The sequence below is a fragment of the Actinacidiphila glaucinigra genome (genome assembly GCF_900188405.1).
GTDB lineage: Bacteria > Actinomycetota > Actinomycetes > Streptomycetales > Streptomycetaceae > Actinacidiphila > Actinacidiphila glaucinigra.
This window is the reverse complement of the sequence record NZ_FZOF01000006.1, coordinates 191,928-212,214: the sequence shown is the minus strand read 5'-3', so window position 1 is coordinate 212,214 and position 20,287 is coordinate 191,928. Positions and strand designations below refer to the sequence as shown.

At 74.3% G+C, this 20,287-nt stretch carries 16 protein-coding genes; 10 read left to right on the top strand and 6 right to left on the bottom strand.

Annotated features, from left to right (window positions below; all coding sequences use genetic code 11):
• Positions 1-206: 206 nt before the first annotated feature.
• Positions 207-1,367 (bottom strand): SMI1/KNR4 family protein, encoded by a 1,161-nt coding sequence (locus tag CHF15_RS14465; RefSeq protein WP_089224173.1) that lies wholly within the window; start codon positions 1,365-1,367, stop codon positions 207-209.
• Between the two features lie 131 nt (positions 1,368-1,498).
• On the opposite strand from CHF15_RS14465, the gene CHF15_RS14460 reads away from it, so the two are divergent.
• Positions 1,499-2,584, top strand: coding sequence for a DUF4190 domain-containing protein (locus CHF15_RS14460; protein WP_179279786.1), 1,086 nt, complete (start codon positions 1,499-1,501; stop codon positions 2,582-2,584).
• Here the strand turns inward: CHF15_RS14460 and CHF15_RS14455 are convergent.
• Complete coding sequence (locus CHF15_RS14455) at positions 2,523-3,227, bottom strand: response regulator (RefSeq protein WP_089224172.1); 705 nt, start codon at positions 3,225-3,227, stop codon at positions 2,523-2,525. The two genes, CHF15_RS14460 and CHF15_RS14455, sit on opposite strands and share 62 nt — an antisense overlap.
• Positions 3,224-4,438 carry a sensor histidine kinase gene (locus CHF15_RS14450; RefSeq protein ID WP_089224171.1) on the bottom strand — a complete coding sequence of 405 codons (1,215 nt, stop codon included), beginning with the start codon at positions 4,436-4,438 and terminating at the stop codon, positions 3,224-3,226. Before CHF15_RS14450 ends, CHF15_RS14455 begins: the two co-directional genes overlap by 4 nt.
• Before the next feature lie 212 nt (positions 4,439-4,650).
• Here CHF15_RS14450 and CHF15_RS14445 point away from each other — a divergent pair, with 212 nt between their 5' ends.
• The 9 genes from CHF15_RS14445 to CHF15_RS14410 all read left to right on the top strand — a co-directional run bounded on the left by CHF15_RS14445 (position 4,651) and on the right by CHF15_RS14410 (position 16,685).
• The gene (locus tag CHF15_RS14445; protein ID WP_089224170.1) at positions 4,651-5,691 is read left to right on the top strand and encodes a carboxymuconolactone decarboxylase family protein; all 1,041 of its coding nucleotides are present in this window, start codon (positions 4,651-4,653) and stop codon (positions 5,689-5,691) included.
• A 153-nt stretch (positions 5,692-5,844) separates the two neighbouring features.
• Positions 5,845-6,816 carry a hypothetical protein gene (locus tag CHF15_RS14440; RefSeq protein ID WP_089224169.1) on the top strand — a complete coding sequence of 324 codons (972 nt, stop codon included), beginning with the start codon at positions 5,845-5,847 and terminating at the stop codon, positions 6,814-6,816.
• A 218-nt stretch (positions 6,817-7,034) separates the two neighbouring features.
• Complete coding sequence (locus CHF15_RS14435; RefSeq protein ID WP_089224168.1) at positions 7,035-8,321, top strand: M14 family zinc carboxypeptidase; 1,287 nt, start codon at positions 7,035-7,037, stop codon at positions 8,319-8,321.
• A 90-nt stretch (positions 8,322-8,411) separates the two neighbouring features.
• Positions 8,412-9,167: a GntR family transcriptional regulator gene (locus CHF15_RS14430; RefSeq protein WP_089224167.1), complete on the top strand. Its 756-nt coding sequence runs from the start codon at positions 8,412-8,414 to the stop codon at positions 9,165-9,167.
• Positions 9,168-9,457: 290 nt separating this feature from the next.
• Entirely contained in the window at positions 9,458-9,895 is a 438-nt protein-coding gene (locus tag CHF15_RS14425) for an RpiB/LacA/LacB family sugar-phosphate isomerase (protein WP_089224166.1), read from the top strand.
• Entirely contained in the window at positions 9,892-10,059 is a 168-nt protein-coding gene (locus tag CHF15_RS44390) for an SPOR domain-containing protein (RefSeq protein WP_143681566.1), read from the top strand. Before CHF15_RS14425 ends, CHF15_RS44390 begins: the two co-directional genes overlap by 4 nt.
• 63 nt (positions 10,060-10,122) lie before the next feature.
• Complete coding sequence (locus CHF15_RS14420) at positions 10,123-10,542, top strand: (deoxy)nucleoside triphosphate pyrophosphohydrolase (protein WP_089224165.1); 420 nt, start codon at positions 10,123-10,125, stop codon at positions 10,540-10,542.
• A 745-nt stretch (positions 10,543-11,287) separates the two neighbouring features.
• Entirely contained in the window at positions 11,288-13,921 is a 2,634-nt protein-coding gene (locus CHF15_RS14415) for a SpoIIE family protein phosphatase (RefSeq protein WP_089224164.1), read from the top strand.
• Positions 13,922-14,066: 145 nt separating this feature from the next.
• Entirely contained in the window at positions 14,067-16,685 is a 2,619-nt protein-coding gene (locus tag CHF15_RS14410; RefSeq protein ID WP_378354377.1) for a SpoIIE family protein phosphatase, read from the top strand.
• A gap of 33 nt (positions 16,686-16,718) precedes the next feature.
• Here the strand turns inward: CHF15_RS14410 and CHF15_RS14405 are convergent, their stop codons facing one another.
• The 3 genes from CHF15_RS14405 to CHF15_RS14395 are packed head-to-tail and all read right to left on the bottom strand — an operon-like array spanning position 16,719 to position 20,283.
• The gene (locus CHF15_RS14405) at positions 16,719-17,486 is read right to left on the bottom strand and encodes a succinate dehydrogenase/fumarate reductase iron-sulfur subunit (protein ID WP_018561428.1); all 768 of its coding nucleotides are present in this window, start codon (positions 17,484-17,486) and stop codon (positions 16,719-16,721) included.
• A complete protein-coding gene (locus CHF15_RS14400; protein WP_089224162.1) occupies positions 17,483-19,438 on the bottom strand; it encodes a fumarate reductase/succinate dehydrogenase flavoprotein subunit in 1,956 nt (651 codons plus the stop codon). The genes CHF15_RS14405 and CHF15_RS14400 overlap by 4 nt, the downstream gene beginning before the upstream one ends.
• On the bottom strand, positions 19,438-20,283 hold the full coding sequence (locus tag CHF15_RS14395; protein WP_089224161.1) for a hypothetical protein: 846 nt from the start codon (positions 20,281-20,283) through the stop codon (positions 19,438-19,440). The genes CHF15_RS14400 and CHF15_RS14395 overlap by 1 nt, the downstream gene beginning before the upstream one ends.
• Positions 20,284-20,287: the final 4 nt, after the last annotated feature.

The window sequence follows — 20,287 nt, the reverse complement described above, 5'->3', positions numbered from 1 at the left end:
GCGGCGGCCACCGGGTCGACGCCGTCGAGGCAGACCAGCCCCCGGGCCTTTGACAGGGCGGGGCAGCGGGAAGCGCCGCCGCAACGGGACGGTGTCCGTCCGTGCCGGGCCCTGCGCCCCCTCGTGCCGCTCCGCCTCCGGCCGCCGCGCGGCGCACCCGGCCGCGAGCAGCGCCGCCCCCGCGGCCGGCACAGTCCGTCGCGTCGTCATACGCCCGTGCTCCGACGGCCCGCATCGATCGCGGGGTTGTCCAGCGTCGTCCAGAAGGCGGTGTCCGGCTCCGGCGGCAGCGGAGGGGAGCCGAGGTCGGCGTGGAGCGCGGCGCGCCAGTCCGGCGAGATCCGGGAACGCACGTCGGCCGTCCTCACCAGCGCCCGGTGCGGCAGGTCGGTGAGCAGCAGCACGAGGCATGTCACGGCCTGCCCGCGGACGCCGTTGTGGTGGGCGGAAGCCTCGCGGCGGACCTGGCGCAGCCGGAGCCCGAGCGGACCGGTGCCGGTGAGCTCGACGGGGCGGCCGCCGACGAGGGCGTCCAGGGCCGCGGCGACCTCGGGGTACCGGGCCAGGCCGGTCTCGTCGGCAAGGCGGCGGGTCTGCCGGGCGGCGGCGGTGGCGACCGTCTCGCGGGGGAGCGTGGCCACGAGCGCGCCGAGACCGCCCAGCTTGCGCACGTGGACGGCGCGCAGCGGCTCCTCGGAGCCGCGTGGCGGCAGCGCCGGCAGCGAGGCGTCGTCGGCGGAGGGCGGCGGGTCCGACGGATCGCCCCACTCGGGGTGGGAGCGCTCGGAGGCGTCCCACTCCAGGGCGCCGTCGCTGACGACGGGCCAGGTCCGGCCGCCCTGGAAGGGCAGCCCGCGCTCCAGGCTGTTCGCGACGTCGCCCAGATACGCGCCCAGCGACGGGGCGTGGCCGAAGTCGGTGCCGGACTCGTCGAAGAAGCGGCCGACGGCGCCGAAGGACGTGCCGGGGCGGCAGTCCACGGTCAGGCCGTCCGCGGTGATGTCGTAGGAGGCGAACTGCACGAAGTGGTGGTGCCAGTAGGCGCCGTCGTCGTCCTCCTCGTCGTCCTCCTCGTCGTCCGCGTCGAGGACCTCGGCCAGCATGCCGCGCAGGAACCCGGACCGTTCCTCGCATCCGCGGGTGCCCAGCAGGCGATCGTGTGTCGGCAGGAGGAAGTCCTCGTGCGCCCCGTCGTGGCGGCGCAGCGTGGCCACCAGGTCCGGCGGGAAGGTGACGCCCATGCGCCGCTGCACCGCGGCGATCTCCTCCTCCGGCGCCGGCGGGTTGAGCATGGCGTACGCCGGGGCGTGCGCGCCCAGCCAGGAGTCGATGCGGTCCCAGGCCTGTTGGGCCGCGTCGGCGGACATCGTGGCTCCCCCTCGGGTGTCTGCGCCCGGTTCGGAGAACCCTGATGGCGGCCGCCGACTGCCGGTGGCGGAGGCCGGGATATATTCGCGCGGCCGTTCGCCACGTTCGCCCGTCCGTGAGGAGCCGTTCCGTGCAGCCTCCGCCGTATCCCCCGTACCCCCACCAGCCCGCGCCGCCGAACGCGTTGCCGCCCGCGCCGCGGCGGGCGCCGCTGAACGGGCTCGCCGTGGCCGCGCTGGTGACCGGGCTGCTGTGCATGGTGCCGGTGGTCGGCGTCGTGCTCGGGGCGATCGCGCTGGTGCAGATCCGGCGGACGGGCGAGCGCGGCAAGGGCATGGCCGTGACCGGCCTGGTGCTCTCGTCCGTCGGCACGCTGCTGTGCGCGCTCGTGCTCGTCGGCGGCGGCGCCGGCGCCTTCGTCAAGGGCTTCAAGGAGGGCGCCAGGGAAGGGGCCCGGGACGGCGGCGCCTTCTCGCTGCGCCGGGGCGAGTGCTTCGACACCCCCGGCGGGGGCCTGCAGGCCCCCGCCGCCGACATGGACACCGTGCCCTGCGCCCAGAGGCACGCCGCCGAGGTTGTCGGGACGTTCCGGCTGCCCGGGCCCCAGGCCTACCCGGGCGACGCGGCGCTCAGGGACCGCGTGGAGGAGCGCTGCCAGCGGCTGGCCGACGGTTATGCCATGGACGCCTGGGCGGTGCCGGCGGACGTCAAGGTGTACTACTACGCCCCGGACCGGGAGACCTGGAAGCTCGGCGACCGCGAGGTGACCTGCGTGTTCGGCAAGGAGAAGGGCACGCTCAAGGGCTCTCTGCGGCAGGACGCGAGCACGCTCGACGCCCACCAGGTCGCCTATCTGGAGGCCGCCAACGCCCTCAACGAGGCCATGGCCGGGGGGCCGGAGGAGGAGTACGTGGAGGACGACCTCGACGGCTACCGGAAGTGGGCAGGCGAGGTCACGGTGGCCCTCGCCATGGAGGCCCGGGCGCTGCGGGCACACGACTGGCCGGCCGACGCCGCGGAGCCGGTCGCCGCGCTCGCGGCGGAGGCCGGGAAGGCACGCGCGTACTGGGCCCAGGCTGCCGCGGCGAAGGACGCGGACGCCTACTACGAGCACTACGAGGACGCGGACGCGCACAGCGGCCACGCGGAGGCGGTCAGGGCGCGGGAGGCGCTGGGGCTGGCCACGACGGTCGCTGCGGCGAACCCTTCGGTGTGATCAGCCCGGACTCGTAGGCGTAGACGACCAGTTGGGCGCGGTCGCGGGCGCCCAGCTTGGTCATCGCCCGGCTGACGTGGGTCTTGGCGGTCAGCGGGCTGATGACCATCCGCCCGGCGATCTCGTCGTTGGCGAGCCCGCGGGCGACGAGCGCGAGCACCTCGCGCTCCCGGTTGGTGAGCGCCTCCAGGCCCGCCGCGTGCGTGGCGTCGGGCGGCCGCGAGACGAACTCGCCGATCAGCCTGCGGGTGATGGCGGGGGAGAGCAGGGCGTCGCCGCGCCGGGCGACGTGGATGGCCTGGACGAGGTCGGCGGGTTCGGTGTCCTTCAGCAGGAAGCCGCTGGCCCCGGCGCGCAGCGCGTCGAAGACGTACTCGTCCAGGCCGTAGTTGGTGAGGATGACCACGTGCACCCCGGCCAGCCGCGGATCGGCGGCGATCAGCCGGGTTGCGCCGATCCCGTCGAGCACGGGCATCTGGACGTCGAGGAGCACCACGTCGGGCACATGCCGCCGGGCGAGTTCGACGCCCTGCTGCCCGTCGCCCGCCTCGGCCACCACCTCGATGCCCTCCTCGGCGTCGAGGAGGGCGCGGAAACCGGCCCGCATCAGCGCCTGGTCGTCGACGATCAGCACACGGATCACGACACCTCCTCCAGCGGCGCCCCGGCCGCCCCCGCCGCCCCGGCCGCCGTCCCGCCGTCGGCCGGGGGAAGGGGGTCCAGGGGGAGTTCGGCCCGTACGGAGAAGCCGCCCTCGGGCCGCGGTCCGGCCCGCAGCCGCCCGCCGAGCGCGGTCACCCGCTCCCGCATCCCGGTCAGCCCGACCCCGGGCACCAGGCCGTCCCCGGGGGCCGCCGTGCCGTCGTCGTCGACCTGCACCACCAGCTCGCGGTCGCCGTACTCGATGCGGACGGTGGCCCGGGGCTCCGGCCCGGCGTGCCGGGTGACGTTGGTGAGCGCCTCCTGCACGATGCGGTACGCGGCCCGGTCGACCGCGTCGCCCAGCGGCCGTTCGCGTCCGCCGACCGTGACGCCGGTCGGCAGCCCGGCCGTGCGCGAGCGCTCCACCAGGTCCTCGATCCGGTCCACGCCGTGGCCGCCCCCGGTGCCGCGCAGCACCTCCAGGGTCGCGCGCAGCTCGCGCATCGCCTCCCCGCTCGCCTCCTGGATCGCCAGCAGCGCGTCGGGCACCTCCTCGCCGCGCTTGCGGGCCAGATGGACGGCGACCCCGGCCTGCAGCTTGATGATCGAGATGCTGTGGGTGAGCGAGTCGTGCAGCTCCCGGGCGATCCGCAGCCGCTCCTCGCCGGCCCGGCGCAACGCCGCCTCCTCGCGGGTGCGTTCGGCGTCCAGCGCCCGCTGCTCCAGCTGCTCCAGATAGGCCCGGCGGTGCCGGCCCACCACGGCCATGGCGACCGAGGCCAGGAACCAGCCGAGCAGCAGCGCGGTGGACTGCGCGGAGGTGGGCGCGGGCTGCCCGGAGGCGAGGTAGCCGGCGAGGAACGCCAGCGCCGACAGCTGCACCGGCAGCCGCTTGCCGCCCGCCCTGACCGCCATGTGGATCGCGACCAGCACGGGGAACGCCGCCGAGGGGCCGGGGTGCACCCGCAGCGCGTAGGCCAGCATGCAGCCGGTGCACAGCAGCAGCGCCGCCGCGGGCCGGCGGCGGCTCCCGGCCACCGCCAGCGCGCCCACCAGGCCCAGTGCCAGGTCGAGGGCGTTCGAGGGGCGCGGCACCCCGGGAAGGAGCAGGACGTCGACGGCCAGGACGACGCCGATCACCGCGTCGAAGGCGACGCCCCGCCACCCCCGCAGCCCGGCCAACCCCTGACGCCCGATCAGCGTGCCACCCATGCCCGCACCCTACGCCGCCGCCCCGGGCGGCACGTCCTCCCCGAAGACGGCTCCGCGGCTACTCCCGGTGGAGTAGTCCAGCCCCCGGCCCAGGCGCCCGGAGCAGTGCCGGATCCCTTCCCCCGGACGACGACCGGACGGCCCCCGGGCGGCCACGATCGTCCCGACGCGAACACCACCGTCCACGAGCCGTCCAGCGAGGAGGCCCGGCCATGGCCACGCCCTTCCGTCTCACCACTCCCGCGCCGCCCGGCGACGCCACCGGCCGGACCGCCGAGGTCTACGCCCAGCTCACCGCCGACTTCGGCGTCGGCCACGCCCCGACCTTCGTCGCGCTGTCCGCCGCCCCCGACCTGCTCGCGGCGACCTGGGCCGTGCTGCGCGAGTCGCTGCTCGCCGGCCGGGTCCCGCGCACCGACAAGGAGCTGGTCGCCCTGGGGGTGTCGGCCGCGAACCGCTGCCCCTTCTGCGTGGACGCGCACACCGTCCTGCTGCACGCCACCGGTGACCACCGCCTCGCCGAGACGGTCGCCCGCGGAGGCACGCCGGACGACCCCGGCCGGGCCGCGCTGGTCGCCTGGGGCAGGGCGACCGCGAACCCCGGCGCTCCGGGGGCCGCGGTGCGCCCCTTCGGCCCGCGGGACGCACCGGAGTTCATCGGCACCGCCCTCGCCTTCCACTTCGTCAACCGGATGGTGTCCGCGCTGCTGACCGAGGACCTGCTGCCCGGCGGGCTGCAGCGGCTGCGGCTGGTGCGCAGCCTCGGTGGCCGGGCACTGGCCCGTACCGTCCGCAGGCCCCTGCCGCCCGGGGCCAGCCTGCCCCTGCTGCGCGGCCCGGCCGGCCCCGCGCCGCAGTGGGCCGAGGACGCCCCGGTGGGCACCGCCTTCGCCGCGCTGCGGCGGGCGGCCGCCGTGGGAGGGGGACGGCTCGGCGACGCCGCCCGGGAGGCGGTGGTGGCCGCCGTGGACGCCTGGGACGGCACTCCCGAGCCGCTGGGCGGCGACCGGACCGCCGCGGTGCTCGCCGGGGTGCCCGCCGCCCAACGCCCCGGCGCCCGGCTGGCGCTGCTCGCCGCCCTCGCCCCGTACCGGATCACCGAGGCGGACGCGGAGGCCTGGCGGATCGCCGATCCGGACCCCTACGACGCCGATCTGGTGCGGGTGCTGGCCTTCGGCGCCATGGCCGCGGTGTGCCGGATCGAGACCTCGGTCCACGAGCCTTTGCACCGCCCCAGGTTGACAGCCCATTGACAGAGCCACGACGATGCGTGGTGCCACTGGGGCCGATGAGCCCCGTGTGCACTTCGACCACTCGCCCGGTGACGCCTCGGCCTGCTCACGTACGGGGAGAGCCGCCGTCAGCCGCGCCTGCCGGGCCACGCAACGCCAAGATTGGGTTTCTGCATGTCCATATCGCGACGTGTCACCGTCGGACGGCTGCTGGGCGTGAGCGCCGCGGCCGTCGCCCTCACCGCCGTGGGTGCCACCTCCGCCTGGGCCGGCGACTGCCCGGGCGGCAAGGGCTGGGACCGCGGTGGCCACCACGGCTACAAGCCCGGCCAGGGCGGCGGCACCAAGACCTCCACCGACCGCTGCGAGTTCTCGCTCGACGGCACGGCCTGGTACCCGTCGGTCAAGGTCGACGACGTCAACCTCAAGCCCGGCGAGGACGGCAAGGTCCACGTCAAGGTCCGGGTCGCGGACGGCTCCGCGTCCTGCACCGTGTCCCTCGCCTCCTACCGCACCCACGGTGCCACCTTCCAGACCTCCGGCAAGCAGGTGTTCCACGACTGGGACACCGTGAAGATCACCACCGGCACCGACACGCTGGACGTGGCCGTGCCGGACGTCACCTGCTTCGCGCAGATCGACCTGTACTACGGCAACAAGAAGTACGACGGCGTCCTGGACGCCAACGACGGCTACGAGCACGGCGACCTGCCCGAGGGCCCGAACCACGCGGTCATCGGCGACAAGAAGATCGCCTGGTGGAACGGCGGCACGAAGGACTGCACCACGCAGACCGTCCCGTCCACCCCCGCCACCTCCACCCCGACCACCCCCTCGGGCGACGAGACCACCCCCGCCGGTGACGAGACCACCCCGGCCGGCGGCGAGGAGACCACCCCCGCCGCGACCGAGACCCCCTCGGCCACCGCCCCCGCCTCGGAGTCGGCGTCGGCGTCGGCGTCCGCCTCGGCGTCCGAGTCCGTCGAGGCCGAGACCTCCGAGTCCCCCAACGGCGGCTCGGGCGACCTCGCCGAGACCGGCAGCGGCAACGTGGGCATGCTCTCGGCCGCCGCGGCCGTGCTGCTGGCCGCCGGTGGCGGTGTGGTCCTCGCGACCCGTCGCCGCCAGGCCGCCCGCCGGCACTGACACCCGCCGAGCGGAGGAGGGGTACGGCTGCCGACGCAGCCGTACCCCTCCGTCGTGTCGGGCCGGACCGCCGCCCGACACGCTCGAGACCCCCGTCGCCGCGGTGGCTCCCCCCGCATCCGGCCGGGAGGAGCCACTTTGACGACAGGGCCTAGCCCCGGCTCCGTACGGATTGGAACAATCCGAACCTGACCGTAGGGACCGAGGCGGGGGGCTGCATGACATCTCGGGGGGACACCGCTGTCGGCGAGCGCTACCCGACCGTGGACGAGGTCGCCGCGGCGGCCAGGGCCCTGGTGCTCCGCCGTCCCGACGTCTGCCGGCTGCGGACGGTGGGCCTGTCCCGGGCCGGGGAGCCGCTGCTGCTGCTCTCGGTCGGGCACGGAACGCGCAACGTCCTGGTGGTGGCCGGCCCGCACGCCAACGAGATGGTCGGCGGCGCCACCGCGCTGCTGCTGGCCCGGCGGGTCACCGCCGACCCCGTGCTGCGCGACGGCACCGACGCCGCCTGGCACTTCCTGCTCTGCGCGGACCCGGACGGCGCCCGGCTCAACGAGGCCGTCCCGGACGCCCGGTTCACCATGCTCGGCCACTACCGGCACTTCTTCCGCCCGCGCGCCGCGGAGCAGCCCGAGTGGCTGCCGGACGACGGCACGCTGGACGGGGCACTGCCCGAGACCCGGGCGCTGATCGGGGTCATCGACGAACTGCGGCCGGTGCTGCAGTGCTCGCTGCACGGCATCGACGTGGGCGGCACCTTCATCCAGGTGACCCGGGACATCCCGCGGCTCGCGGAGCGGATCGCCAAGTCCGCCGCCGAGTTCGACATCCCCCTGGAGGCCGGTTCCTCCGACGCCTTCCACTGGCCGAGCCCCGGTCCCGGGGTGTACGTGCTGCCGCCGCCCGGCGGCCCGCGCGAGGACGCGTCCAACTCCACCTGGACGTACGCCCACCGGTACGGCGGGGTCACCGCGATCGCCGAGGTGCCCATGTGGGCGTGCGACCGCGCCGCCGACACCTCGCCGCACCCGAGTGCCGAGCACGCGCTGCGCACGGCGGGGGAGGCGCTGCGCCGCGCCAGCCTGCTGGTCGGCGGGCTCATCGGGGAGGTCCGGCCGCACCTGCCCGATGACGGCGGGCCGTTGCTGCGCGCCGCGCAGGAGATCGTCGCGGTCGGCCCGGCGCTCGCCGCGGACTGGGACCCGGCGCTGCGCACGGCCGCCGCTCCGCCGCTGCCCGCGATGACCCGGGCCCGGGTCAGCAGCGTCGAGATCTACGCGCAGCGACTGCCGTTGCGCGCCGCCGCGATGCTGCTGCGGGTGGTGCGTACGGCGGAACTCCCGCCCGCCCCGGTGGCCGCCGTACGGGAACTGCTGGAGCGGCTGGTGGCGGAGTGGTGCGAGGCGTACGAGACGGCGCACCGGGCCCGCTGGATCCCGGTGCGCCAGCAGGCGGAGCAGCACGCGAGGGTGGTTCTCGCGGCCTTCGATCTGCTGCCCGGGTGACGCGACACGGGTAAAGCCCTGCGGAAGGCTTGCGGGTGGCAACCCTGAGTTGTCAAGCTGTTGCACACAGTCAACCCGAGGGAGGGGCACGTGCCTTTCGGTGAGCAGCCCGCGTACCTGCGCGTCGCCGAGGATCTCCGCCGGAAGATCCTCGACGGCAGCCTCCCACCGCACACCCGCCTGCCGTCGCAGGCACGCATCCGCGCGGAGTACGGGGTGTCGGACACCGTCGCCCTGGAAGCCCGCAAGGTGCTGATGGCCGAGGGCTTCGTCGAGGGCCGGTCCGGCTCCGGCACGTATGTGCGCGAGCGCCCCGACCCTCGGCTGGTCGTGCGCACGGGCTACCGGCCGGGCAGCGGCCAGGCGACGCCGTTCCGTCAGGAGCAGGCCGACGAGGGCTTCAAGGGCACCTGGGAGTCGAACAGCTTCCAGGACACGGCCACCGCGCGCATCGCCGAGAGGCTGGGCATCAAGCCCGGCGACCGCGTGATGCGCACGCGCTACCTCTACCGGACGGAGGGCGAGCCGATGATGCTCGCCACCTCGTGGGAGCCGCTGTCGGTGACCGGCCGCTCGCCCGTCCTGCTGCCGGAGGAGGGCCCGTTGGCCGGGCAGGGAGTGGTGGAGCGCATGGCCGCGCTCGACGTCGTGGTCGACAACGTGGCCGAGGACGTCGGCGCCCGGCCCGGGCTCGCGGAGGAGACCGCGGTGCTGGGCGGGGTGCCCGGGCACGTGGTCATCGAGATCCGCCGTACGTACTACGCGTCGGGGCTGCCCGTCGAGACCGCGGACCTCGTCATCCCGGCCGACCGCTACCGGGTGTCGTACCGGATGCCGGTGAAGTGACCCCGCCCGGACGCCGGGCGGCGCCGGCGGGGTGGGGCGGCCGGGTCCGGGTCCGTACCGCGGGCCGCGCCCCTTGTGCGCCGTCGCCGGCAAGCCCGCTGGTGGGCCGGGTGCCGGCGCGGCGCCGGCGGTGCGCGGGCCGTGCGGGGCGGCGCCGGGGCGCACGCCGATGCGCGAACGGCGCGGACAAGAGCCCCTTCTGAGTCAACTCCCAATCGAACATGGCCCGATCGAGTCGAATACTGCCCGAACGTGTCCGGCGCGTCACGTTCGGGCGTAGGCTCCGGCATATGCGCATCGCCGTTTCCTCGGACATGGACGAGCCGGTTGCGCGGCTGCTCGTCGACGAACTGCGCCGCCGCGGCCACACCGTGATGGCCTATGGCGCCCTGCGCGCCGGCGACCGCAAGGACTGGGCCTGGAGCGCGGAGAGCGCCGCCCGGGACCTCGCGGAGGGCCGCGCCGACCAGGCCGTCGTGTGCTGCTGGACGGGCACGGGAGCGTCCATCGCCGCCAACAAGGTGCCCGGAGTCCGCGCCGCCCTCTGCGCCGACGCGTACTCCGCGGACGGCGCCCGCAAGTGGAACGACGCCAACGCCCTCGCCCTGAGCCTGCGTCTGACCAGCGAACCCCTGCTCAGGGAGATCCTCGACGCCTGGTTCGCCGGCGCCCCGAGCGGCGAGGACGACGACCGGGCCAACGTGGCGCACCTGGAGGAGATCCGATGAGCGAGCTGGTCTGGGTCGTCATACGTCAGGACGACAACGGCAACCGCTACCGGGTCGGCCGCTACGCCACCCGGCAGGAGGCCGAACGCGTCGCCGACACCCTCGACGCGCGCGGCCACAAGCAGCTCTACCTCGTCGAGCGGATCGACCGGCGCGCGTCCTAGCCGTCCGCCCCGGGAGCCGCCGCAGGAGCCGACGGGGACAGACGCCCGGATAGGGTGCCGCCCATGACGACGCACGACGTGACGGTGGTGGTCGGCGCGGCCGTGCTCGACCACGGCAGGCTGCTCGCGGCGCGGCGCAGCGCGCCGCCGGAGCTGGCGGGGCGCTGGGAGCTGCCCGGCGGCAAGCTCGAGGCGGGCGAGACGGCGCCGCAGGCGCTGATCCGGGAACTGCGCGAGGAACTGGGCGTGGAGGCCGAGGCGCTGGAACGGGTCCCCGGCGAGTGGCCGCTCAAGCCGGGCTACGTCCTGCAGGTGTGGACCGCCCGCATCCTCTCCGGGGAGCCGCGGCCCCTGGAGGACCACGACGAGCTGCGCTGGCTCACCCCCGACCGCCTCGACGAGGTCGACTGGCTCGACCAGGACCGTCCCGCGGCCGCCTGGGCGGCGGCCCGGGCCGCCGACCGGGGCCCGACCCGGGGCTGACCGCACCCACCCGGCACGCACCGGGTCGACGGGCGGGGTGGGTGGTCGGGTGCGGGTCCGTCTCGCGCCCTTCGGGCGCAAAGATGCGGGCTGCGGAGGGGAGGGTGGGGGCCCGGGGCTTCACCGCAGGGTGCGGGCCGGTGGGCGGCGGGGGTTCAGGCTCCGGAGCGGTCGCGTGTCCGGTGGCTGGGGTCTCGTTGCCGTCCGCGGGTGCAGATGGCCGCTTCCACGCCTACTGCCGCTGGTGGGCGCGCCCGCCGTGACCGGCGTCTGCGGCTGATTGGAGGTGCTGGTGAGGGGTGGGCGGGACATCGGGCCCGCTTTCGCCGACTATGTCGGCGGAACAGAGCCCGATCCCGGCAGACCACGCACCGAGCCCCGTGCCTGTCGGGGAAGCACCCGCAGACGCCGGTTACGGCGGGCGCGCCACCCACGAAGAGTGGGCGTGGCCACCGGCCCTCTGTACCCGCGGACGGCAACGAGACCCGCGCCGCCGGAAACGCCATCCGCTCCGGAGCCCGAACCCCCGCCACCCCCGGACCCGCACACTGCCACGAGGGCTCCGGCCCCACCCTCCCATCCACAGCCCGCCGCTTTGCGCCCGAAGGGCGCGAGACGGTGGGAGAGCCGGAGACGGACCCCGTGCGGGATACGCAGCGCGGAATATCGGGTATGTGGGGATTGATCCGTAGGCGGTCGGCCGGCCCCGAGCCGGTGGCCCTGCAATGGTCTGGGGTCCCCACACGTGAGCGGGAGCGAGGGCGGCACTGCGAAGGGCGAGGACCCGGGACACCCCGAGTCCCCGGCCGCGCGCGAGCGCGCCCACGCCGGGCTCCGGCCCGGATCCCCGGGACCGGCGGCGGGCGGGCCCACCGGCTCCGGGACGCTGATGGACACCCTGCGGCCGGCCGTCGTCATCCTCGACACCTCGGGCCGGGTCCTGCTCTGGAGCCCCCTCGCGGAGGAGATGCTCGGCTGGCCCGGCGAGAAGGTCGTGGGCCGCCGGGTCTCCACCCTGCTCGACCCCGCCGAGGACGGCGGGCGGGCGGAGCGGCCCGGGAAAGCCGCGCCCGCCGGGCGCCGGACGGCCTCCGTGCCCCGCCCCGGCCCCGTCGAGCCGATCCTGGCCGAACTGCTGCGCACCGGCCACTGGGACGGCGTGCTTTCCGTCCGGCACCGCGACGGCCACCGGGTGCAGGTCGAGGCGCGGGCCTCGCTCCTCGTGGACGGCGACGGCCGGCCCTTCGTCCTGGTGTCGATCGCCGAGACCAGCCGGATCCGCGGCATGGAGCACGACCTGGCGGCACTGGACTCGCTCTTCGACTCCTCGCCCCTGGGCGTCGCGATCTTCGACACCGAGCTGCGCTACGTCCGTGTCAACGACGCCCTGACGCGGATGAACGAGGTCCCCGCCGCGCAGACCCTCGGCCACCGCGTCGAGGAGATCGTGACCGCCGGGGCCGCCGACGAGCTCACCACCCTCCAGCGGCACGTGCTCGCCACCGGCCGCCCGGTCATCGACGTCGTCGTGCCCGGACCGTCCGGCGGCTGGCGCTCGGTGTCGTACCACCGGCTGGAGGACCGCGCGGGCCGGGTGCTGGGGATCAGCTGCAGCGTGATGGACGTGACGGAGCGCCAGCAGAGCGCCGAGAAGATCGAGCGCACCCGGCGCCGGCTGGCCCTGCTCAACGACGTCGGCTCGCGCCTGGCGGACCTGCTGGACGTACGGCGCATCGCCGAGCAGCTGGCCAGGACCGTCGTCCCGCGGTTCAGCGACTACAGCGGGGTGATCCTGCACGCGGCCGTGCCGGACGGCGGGGAGCTGCCCGGCGCCCTGTACGGGGAGCGCACGGAGATGCGCCAGCTCGGCATCGGGGCGATCAAGGAGGGCCCCGCGGTCGACCGGATGATCGGCATCGGCAAGGTCATCCAGGTCGACCGGGCGTCCGTCTTCGGCTCCGTGCTGCACAGCGCGCGGCCCGCCCTGGTGCGCGGCGCGGACGAACTGCGCGACTCCGTCGCCACCTTCCCCGGCGACCCCAAGGTGCAGGCCGCCCTGGACCTCGGCATCCACTCGCTGCTGGTCGCCCCGCTGCGCGCCCGCGGCATCGTCCTCGGGCTGCTGGTCGTCAGCCGCGCCGGCGGCCGGCAACCCTTCGACCAGGACGACGTCGAACTCGCCATGGAGCTGTGCGACCGCTCCGCGGCCGCCCTGGACAACGCCCGCCTCTACATCCGCGAACGCGAGGGCGCCCTGATGCTGCAGCGCAGCCTGCTGCCGCGGAGCGTGCCCGAGCCGCCCGGCGTCGACCTCGCCTTCCGCTACGTCCCCGGCAGCAGCGGGGCGGCCGCCGGCGGCGACTGGTTCGACGTCATCCCGCTCGCCGGCGGGCGGGTCGCCCTCGTCGTCGGGGACGTCGTCGGCCACGGGCTGCGCGCCGCCGCCACGATGGGCCGGCTGCGCACCGCCGTGCGGACCCTGGCCGCGCTGGAGATGGCGCCGGAGGAACTGCTGCGCCGCGTCGACGACCTCGGTGACGACCTCGCCGCGGGCACCGCCGAGGGCTGGACGGCGACCTGCGTGTACGCCGTCTACGACCCCTCCACCCGGCGGCTCGCCGTGGCCCGCGCCGGGCATCCGCCGCCCGTCCTGGTGGAGCCCGCGACCCACGGGGGCGGCCGGGCCCGGCTGCTGGAGTCCCCAGCCGGCGTGCCGCTGGGCGTCGGCGGCGTCGACTTCGAGTCCGTCGAGCTCGACGTGCCCGACGCCTCCGTCCTCGTGCTCTACACCGACGGGCTGGTCGAGGCGCGCGGCGAGGACATCGGGGTCGGCATGGACCGGCTGCGGTCGGTGCTCGCCCGCCGGCCGCTGCGCTCCCTGGAGCAGGCCTGCGACGACCTGCTGGCCACCCTCGCCCAGGGCCGCGAACCCGACGACGTGGCCCTGCTCATGGCCCGCCTCGGCGGCCTCCCGGAGGGCAGCACGGCCCACTGGGTGTTCACGGCCGAGCCGAGCGCCGTACGCCGTGCCCGGCGGAACGTGACGGACACCCTGGCGCGGTGGGGGCTGCGCGAGCTCACCGACGTCACCGTGCTGCTCGTCAGCGAACTCGTCACCAACTCCCTGCGGTACGCCCGCGGGCCCATCGGGGTGCGGATGGTGCGCGGCACCTCGCTCCTGGTCGAGGTCTCCGACCCGCTGCCCGACCCGCCCCGCCGGCGCGCCGCGGGCGAGGACGACGAGGGCGGCCGCGGGCTGCAACTGGTCGCCCGCACCTCCCGGCGCTGGGGCACCCGGCACGGCCCGCAGGGCAAGACGGTCTGGTTCGAGCTCGCCCTCCCCGCCGCGGCGACCCCCGCCGGCGGCCTCCGCGGATGACCGGTCACGCACGGTTCGGCGGCCCGGAGCAGGGTAGTTGAAGTGGGGCGTCGGCGGAATTCGTACGCCTCGAGATGATGCTGTGATCGACAAGTGCATGTGCGGAACGGGGGTAATGCTGAATACTCGGCACCAGCCGGTCCGTATGTGTGAGCTGGAGGGGTCGGGCGTGAGCGATGAGCCGTCGGGGGTTGTTGGGCCCCGGAACGCTGAGGCCGTGACACAGAGCGCCTGGCAGTCCAGTCCGCCCGGCTCCCTCTACGACTACATCCGGGTGGCCTCGTTCTCCCTCGGCCCCGACGGGCGGATCGAGCAGTGGAGCGAGCGCGCCGAGGAGTTCTTCGGCGTATCCGCGTCCGAGGCGCTCGGTCAGGACCCCATCACCGCCTTCGTCCCCGAGGACCAGCGCACCCGGGCGCACGAGCGGGTCGCGGAGATCCTCGACGGGCGCGAGTGGATCGGCACCGTGCCGTACCGCGACAAGGCCGGCCAGGAGGGCCTGGCCGAGGTCTACGTCATGCCCTCGCGGAGCGAGACGGGCCGGCGCGGGGCGCTCTGCATCGCCGTGGACGTCCGCGTGCTGCGCCAGATCGAGACCGACCTCGCCTCCTCGCAGGCGGTGTTCGGCCAGTCGCCGATGGGCTTCATCCTCTTCGACACCAACCTCAAGCTGCTCCGCGTCAACCAGCGCTTCTCCACCGTCTTCGGCCGCAACCCCGGCGACCACCGCGGCCGCACCCCGCACGACTTCCTCTCCCGCGTCGAGGCGGACCGGCTCACCGCCGCCCTCAAGCAGGTGCTGGACAGCGGCGACCCGGTCCTGGACATGACGATCGTCGGCACCGTCCCCTCGGGGTCCGGCACCAACAACCGCAGGCGCTGGGCGATCTCCCTGTACCGGCTGCACAGCGGCAGCGGACGGCCCATCGGCGTCGCCGGCGTCGCCCAGGACGTCACCGGACGCCAGCGCGCCGAGCGGGAGGCCGCGCACACCCGCCGCAACCTCGCCCTGCTCAACGAGGCCAGCCGGCGCATCGGCAGCTCCCTGGACCTGGAGACCACCGCCCGCGAACTGCTCGACGTCGCCGTGCCGCACTTCTGCGACCTGGCCTCGGTCGACCTCTACCAGGCGCTCCTGGTCGGCGAGGAGGGCCCGGTCGGCACCGCCGACGGCAGCGGCGAGGTCCGCCGGGTCGCCTTCGCCAGCGCCGTCTCCGACGCGCCCGTGACCCCGCTGGACGGCGGCCACGCGGGCGGCCCGGTCTCGGTGGGCGCCGTCCACCGCTACCCCTTCAACTCGCCCTGGGCGGGCGCCCTGCGCACCGCCCAGACCCAGGTCATAGGCGCCGACGCCGGCGACGGGGAGGTGGAGCTCGGCGAACTCGGCGGGGGCCTGGTGCAGTCCACCCTCGCCGTGCCCGTCGTCGCCCGCGACACCGTGCTGGGCCTGGTCCAGTTCGCCCGCGCCAAGGGCAGTGAGCCCTTCTCCGAGCGCGACCGGATGCTCGCCGAGGAACTCGCCGCGCGCGCCGCCGTCTTCATCGACAACGCCCGGCTCTACCGGCGCGAGCACGAACGCGCCCTCATCCTGCAGCGCAGCCTGCTCCCGCCCGGCAACCCCGAGGCCGCCGGACTCGACATCGCCTGCCGCTATCTGCCCGGCAACATGGAGACCGAGGTCGGCGGCGACTGGTTCGACGTCATCGAACTCCCCGGCCACCGCACCGCGCTCGTCGTCGGCGACGTGATGGGCCGCGGTCTGCGCGCCGCCGTCGCCATGGGCGAACTGCGCACCGCCGTACGCACCCTGGCGCTGCTGGACATCGAACCCGCCGACGTGCTCTCCGCCCTCGACGAGGTCGCCCGCGGGCTCGGCGGCAGCGGCGACGGCCGCAGCAGCCGGCGCGGCAAGGGGGGCGACGGCTCGGACCTGTCCGAGGTCTACCTCGCCACCTGTGTGTACGCCGTCTACGACGCCATCACCCGCCGGGTCACCATCGCCAACGCCGGCCACCTGCCGCCGGTCCTCGTCGAACCCGGCGAGCAGGCCATGATGCTGGAGGTGCCCACCGGCATGCCGCTGGGCGTCGGCGGCGAGCCCTTCGAGGAGGTCGAGGTCGACCTGCCGGACGGCGCCCTCCTCGCCCTCTACACCGACGGTCTCGTCGAGTCCCGCAACCACCCGCTCGACGAGGGCCTGCGTGCCTTCCGCGCCGCGCTGGACGAACCCCAGCGCCCGCTGGAGGACGTCTGCGACCACATACTCGCCCGGCTCGACACCGCCCACGGCGAGGACGACATCGCCCTGCTCATGGCCCGCGTCCACGGCCTGCCCGCCGACTCCGTCGGGGACTGGACGCTGGAGCCCAACCCCCGCTCCGTGGCCCGCGCCCGCGAGCTCGCCCGCGAGTGCCTGGTCTCCTGGGACCTGGCCGCGCTGGTCGACACCACCGAACTGCTCGTCAGCGAACTGGTCACCAACGCGCTGCGGCACGGCCAGGGCGACATCCGGCTGCGCCTGCTGCGCGACCGCACACTGGTCTGCGAGGTCTGGGACGACGCCCTCGCCCAGCCGCGCCGCCGGCGGGCCCGCGCCACCGACGAGGGCGGCCGCGGACTGCAACTGGTCTCCCTGCTCAGCACCCGCTGGGGCTCGCGCCGCACCCACCGCGGCAAGACCGTCTGGTTCGAGCTGGACCTGCCCTCGGACGGCGGGGGCAGCACGGGCGAGGACACGATAGAGGCGCTGCTCAGCCTCTTCTGAGCAGCGCCTCCACCACGGGGGAGAACCGGGGGCTCAGGTCCTGCGCCGGATCTTGTCGCCGAGCCAGACCAGCGGGTCGTACTTGCGGTCCACCGCGCGCTCCTTGAGCGGGATGAGCGCGTTGTCGGTGATCTTGATGTGCTCGGGGCAGACCTCGGTGCAGCACTTGGTGATGTTGCAGTATCCGAGCCCGTGCTCGTCCTGCGCCGACCGCTTGCGGTCCAGGCCCTGCTCCTCCGCCGCGTCCAGCGGGTGCATGTCCAGCTCCGCCACCCGCATCAGGAAGCGCGGACCCGCGAAGGCCTTCTTGTTCTCCTCGTGGTCACGGACCACGTGGCAGGTGTCCTGGCACAGGAAGCACTCGATGCACTTGCGGAACTCCTGCGAGCGCTCCACGTCCTCCTGGAGCATCCGGTACTCGCCCGGTGCCACCCCCTCGGGCGGGACGAAGGACGGCACCTCCCGCGCCTTGTCGTAGTTGAAGGACACGTCCGTCACCAGGTCCCGCACCACGGGGAAGGTCCGCATCGGCGTGACCGTGATGGTCTCGTCCCGGCCGAACACCGACATGCGGGTCATGCACATCAGCCGCGGCCTGCCGTTGACCTCCGCGCTGCACGAGCCGCACTTGCCGGCCTTGCAGTTCCAGCGCACCGCCAGGTCGCCCGCCTGGGTGGCCTGCAGCCGGTGGATGATGTCGAGGACCACCTCGCCGTCGTGGACCTCGACCCGGTAGTCCCGCAGCCCGCCGCCGTCCGCGTCGCCGCGCCAGACCCTGAAGTGCGCCGTGTACGTGCTCACCGGTCCAGCTCCTCGTCCGTCAGGTACTTGAGCAACTCGTCCTTCTCGAAGAGCGCGAGCAGGTCGGGCCGGATCGGGTCCATCTCACGCCGCCCGACCGACACCTCGCCGAACGCGTCGGCCGGATCGGAGAGTTCGCAGACCAGGTTGAGCTTGCGCCAGCGGCGGTCCATCGCCGGGTGGTCGTCCCGGGTGTGACCGCCCCGGGACTCCGTGCGCTCCAGCGCCGCCCGGGCCACGCACTCGCTCACCAGCAGCATGTTCCGCAGGTCGATGGCGAGGTGCCAGCCCGGGTTGAACTGCCGGTGCCCCTCGACGCCGGCCCGCCGGGCCCGCACCCGCAGGGCGTCCAGCCGGGTCAGCGCCTCCTCCATCTCGCCCTGCCGGCGGATGATGCCGACCAGGTCGTTCATCGTCTGCTGCAGCTCCTGGTGGAGCGTGTACGGGTTCTCCGGGACGCCGTCCGGTACGGTCTCGGCCTCGGCGCTGAACGGCCGCAGCGCCTCGGCGGCGGCGGCGTCGACCTGCCACTCCACGACGGCCGGACGTGCGCCGCCGAGCCCGGCCGTGTACTCGGCCGCGTGCAGGCCCGCCCGGCGCCCGAAGACCAGCAGGTCGGACAGTGAGTTGCCGCCCAGCCGGTTGGAGCCGTGCATGCCGCCGGCCACCTCGCCCGCGGCGAACAGCCCCGGTACCCCGGTCGCCGCCGCCGTGTCCGGGTCGACGTCCACACCGCCCATCACGTAGTGGCAGGTGGGGCCGACCTCCATGGCCTCGGCGGTGATGTCGACGTCCGCCAGCTCCTTGAACTGGTGGTGCATCGACGGCAGTTTGCGCCGGATGACCTCGGCGGACAGCCGGGTCGAGACGTCCAGGAACACCCCGCCGTGCGGGGAGCCGCGGCCGGCCTTGACCTCGGAGTTGATCGCGCGGGCCACCTCGTCCCGGGGGAGCAGCTCGGGCGGCCGGCGGTTGTTGTCCGGGTCCTCGTACCAGCGGTCGCCCTCGTCCTCGCTCTGCGCGTACTTCTCCTTGAAGACGTCCGGGACGTAGTCGAACATGAACCGCTTGCCCTCGGAGTTGCGCAGCACCCCGCCGTCGCCGCGGACCGACTCGGTGACGAGGATGCCCTTCACCGACGGCGGCCAGACCATCCCCGTCGGGTGGAACTGCACGAACTCCATGTTGATCAGCGGTGCCCCGGCCAGCAGCGCCAGCGCGTGCCCGTCGCCGGTGTACTCCCAGGAGTTCGAGGTCACCTTGAAGGACTTGCCGATGCCGCCGGTCGCCAGCACCACGGCGGGTGCCTCGATGACGAAGAACCGGCCCGACTCGCGGACGTAGCCGAAGACGCCGGAGACCTTCCCTCCGCGCCCCCGGCCGGCGGACTCCTCCGTCCCGCCTCCCTCGTCCTCCTTGAGCACCCGGGTGACCGTGCACTCCTGGAAGACCTTCAGCCGGGCCTCGTAGTCCCCGTGCTCGCGGTGGTCCTCCTGCTGCAGCGAGACGATCTTCTGCTGGAGGGTGCGGATCAGCTCCAGGCCCGTACGGTCGCCGACGTGCGCCAGGCGCGGGTACTCGTGGCCGCCGAAGTTGCGCTGGGAGATCCGCCCGTCCTTCGTGCGGTCGAAGAGCGCGCCCCAGGTCTCCAGCTCCCACACCCGGTCCGGCGCCTCCCGGGCGTGCAGCTCCGCCATCCGCCACTGGTTGAGGAACTTCCCGCCGCGCATGGTGTCGCGGAAGTGGACCTGCCAGTTGTCGTGCGGATTGACGTTGGCCATGCTCGCGGCGATGCCGCCCTCGGCCATCACGGTGTGCGCCTTGCCGAAGAGCGACTTGCAGATCACGGCGGTACGCATGCCCTGCTCGCGCGCCTCGATGGCGGCGCGCAGCCCCGCCCCGCCCGCGCCGACCACGACGACGTCGTACGCGTGCCGTTCGACTTGTGCCATCAGAAGAACCTCGGATCGTCGAACGCCCCACTGGCGACCAGGTAGACATAGAGATCGGCGAGCGCCACGCTCACCAGCGACAGCCAGGCCAGAAGCATGTGGCGGGAGTTGAGCTTCCCCACCCAGGTCCACATGCGGTACCGCACCGGGTGCTTGGAGAAGTGCCGCAGACGGCCGCCGACGATGTGCCGGCAGGAGTGGCACGAGGCGGTGTACGCCCAGATCAGGGCGATGTTCACCAGCAGCACCAGGGTGCCCAGGCCCATGTGGCCCCACGCCCCCTGCTCGTCCCGGAAGGCGAGCACGACGTCGTAGGTCAGGATGAGGGCGACCGGGATGGCGAAGTAGAAGAAGTACCGGTGGATGTTCTGCAGGATCAGCGGGAACCGCGTCTCACCGGTGTACTTCTCGTGCGGCTCGGCCACCGCGCAGGCGGGCGGCGAGGCCCAGAAGCCTCGGTAGTACGCCTTGCGGTAGTAGTAGCAGGTCAGCCGGAAGCCCAGCGGGAAGATCAGCACCAGCAGGGCGGGGGACAGCCCCCACCACTCGCCGAAGAGCGGCCAGCGGGCGCCGAGCGGCATGTCCACGCAGTTCGAGCCCAGACAGGGCGAGTAGAACGGCGAGACGTACGGCTCGGCGTAGTAGTACGCGTTCGCGAAGGCCCGCCAGGTCGAGTAGACGACGAAGGCGCTCAGGCCGAGCGCGGTCAGCAGGGGCTGCAGCCACCAGCGGTCGGTGCGCAGATGTCGTGCCGCAATGGCCGCGCGCCCGGCGGAAAGGACGCCGTGGCGCGCGGGTGGAGCGGGTGGAGTCGGTGGAGCGGGGGGTTGTGTGTCGGTGGCCAAGGAC

Coding starts and splice junctions, on each gene's coding strand:
- CHF15_RS14465 (WP_089224173.1), bottom strand. CDS start 1,367: ATGTCCGCCGACGCGGCCCAACAGGCCTGGGACCGCATCGACTCCTGG.
- CHF15_RS14450 (WP_089224171.1), bottom strand. CDS start 4,438: ATGGGTGGCACGCTGATCGGGCGTCAGGGGTTGGCCGGGCTGCGGGGG.
- CHF15_RS14445 (WP_089224170.1), top strand. CDS start 4,651: ATGGCCACGCCCTTCCGTCTCACCACTCCCGCGCCGCCCGGCGACGCC.
- CHF15_RS14440 (WP_089224169.1), top strand. CDS start 5,845: ATGTCCATATCGCGACGTGTCACCGTCGGACGGCTGCTGGGCGTGAGC.
- CHF15_RS14435 (WP_089224168.1), top strand. CDS start 7,035: ATGACATCTCGGGGGGACACCGCTGTCGGCGAGCGCTACCCGACCGTG.
- CHF15_RS14425 (WP_089224166.1), top strand. CDS start 9,458: ATGCGCATCGCCGTTTCCTCGGACATGGACGAGCCGGTTGCGCGGCTG.
- CHF15_RS44390 (WP_143681566.1), top strand. CDS start 9,892: ATGAGCGAGCTGGTCTGGGTCGTCATACGTCAGGACGACAACGGCAAC.
- CHF15_RS14420 (WP_089224165.1), top strand. CDS start 10,123: ATGACGACGCACGACGTGACGGTGGTGGTCGGCGCGGCCGTGCTCGAC.
- CHF15_RS14410 (WP_378354377.1), top strand. CDS start 14,067: ATGTGTGAGCTGGAGGGGTCGGGCGTGAGCGATGAGCCGTCGGGGGTT.
- CHF15_RS14400 (WP_089224162.1), bottom strand. CDS start 19,438: ATGGCACAAGTCGAACGGCACGCGTACGACGTCGTCGTGGTCGGCGCG.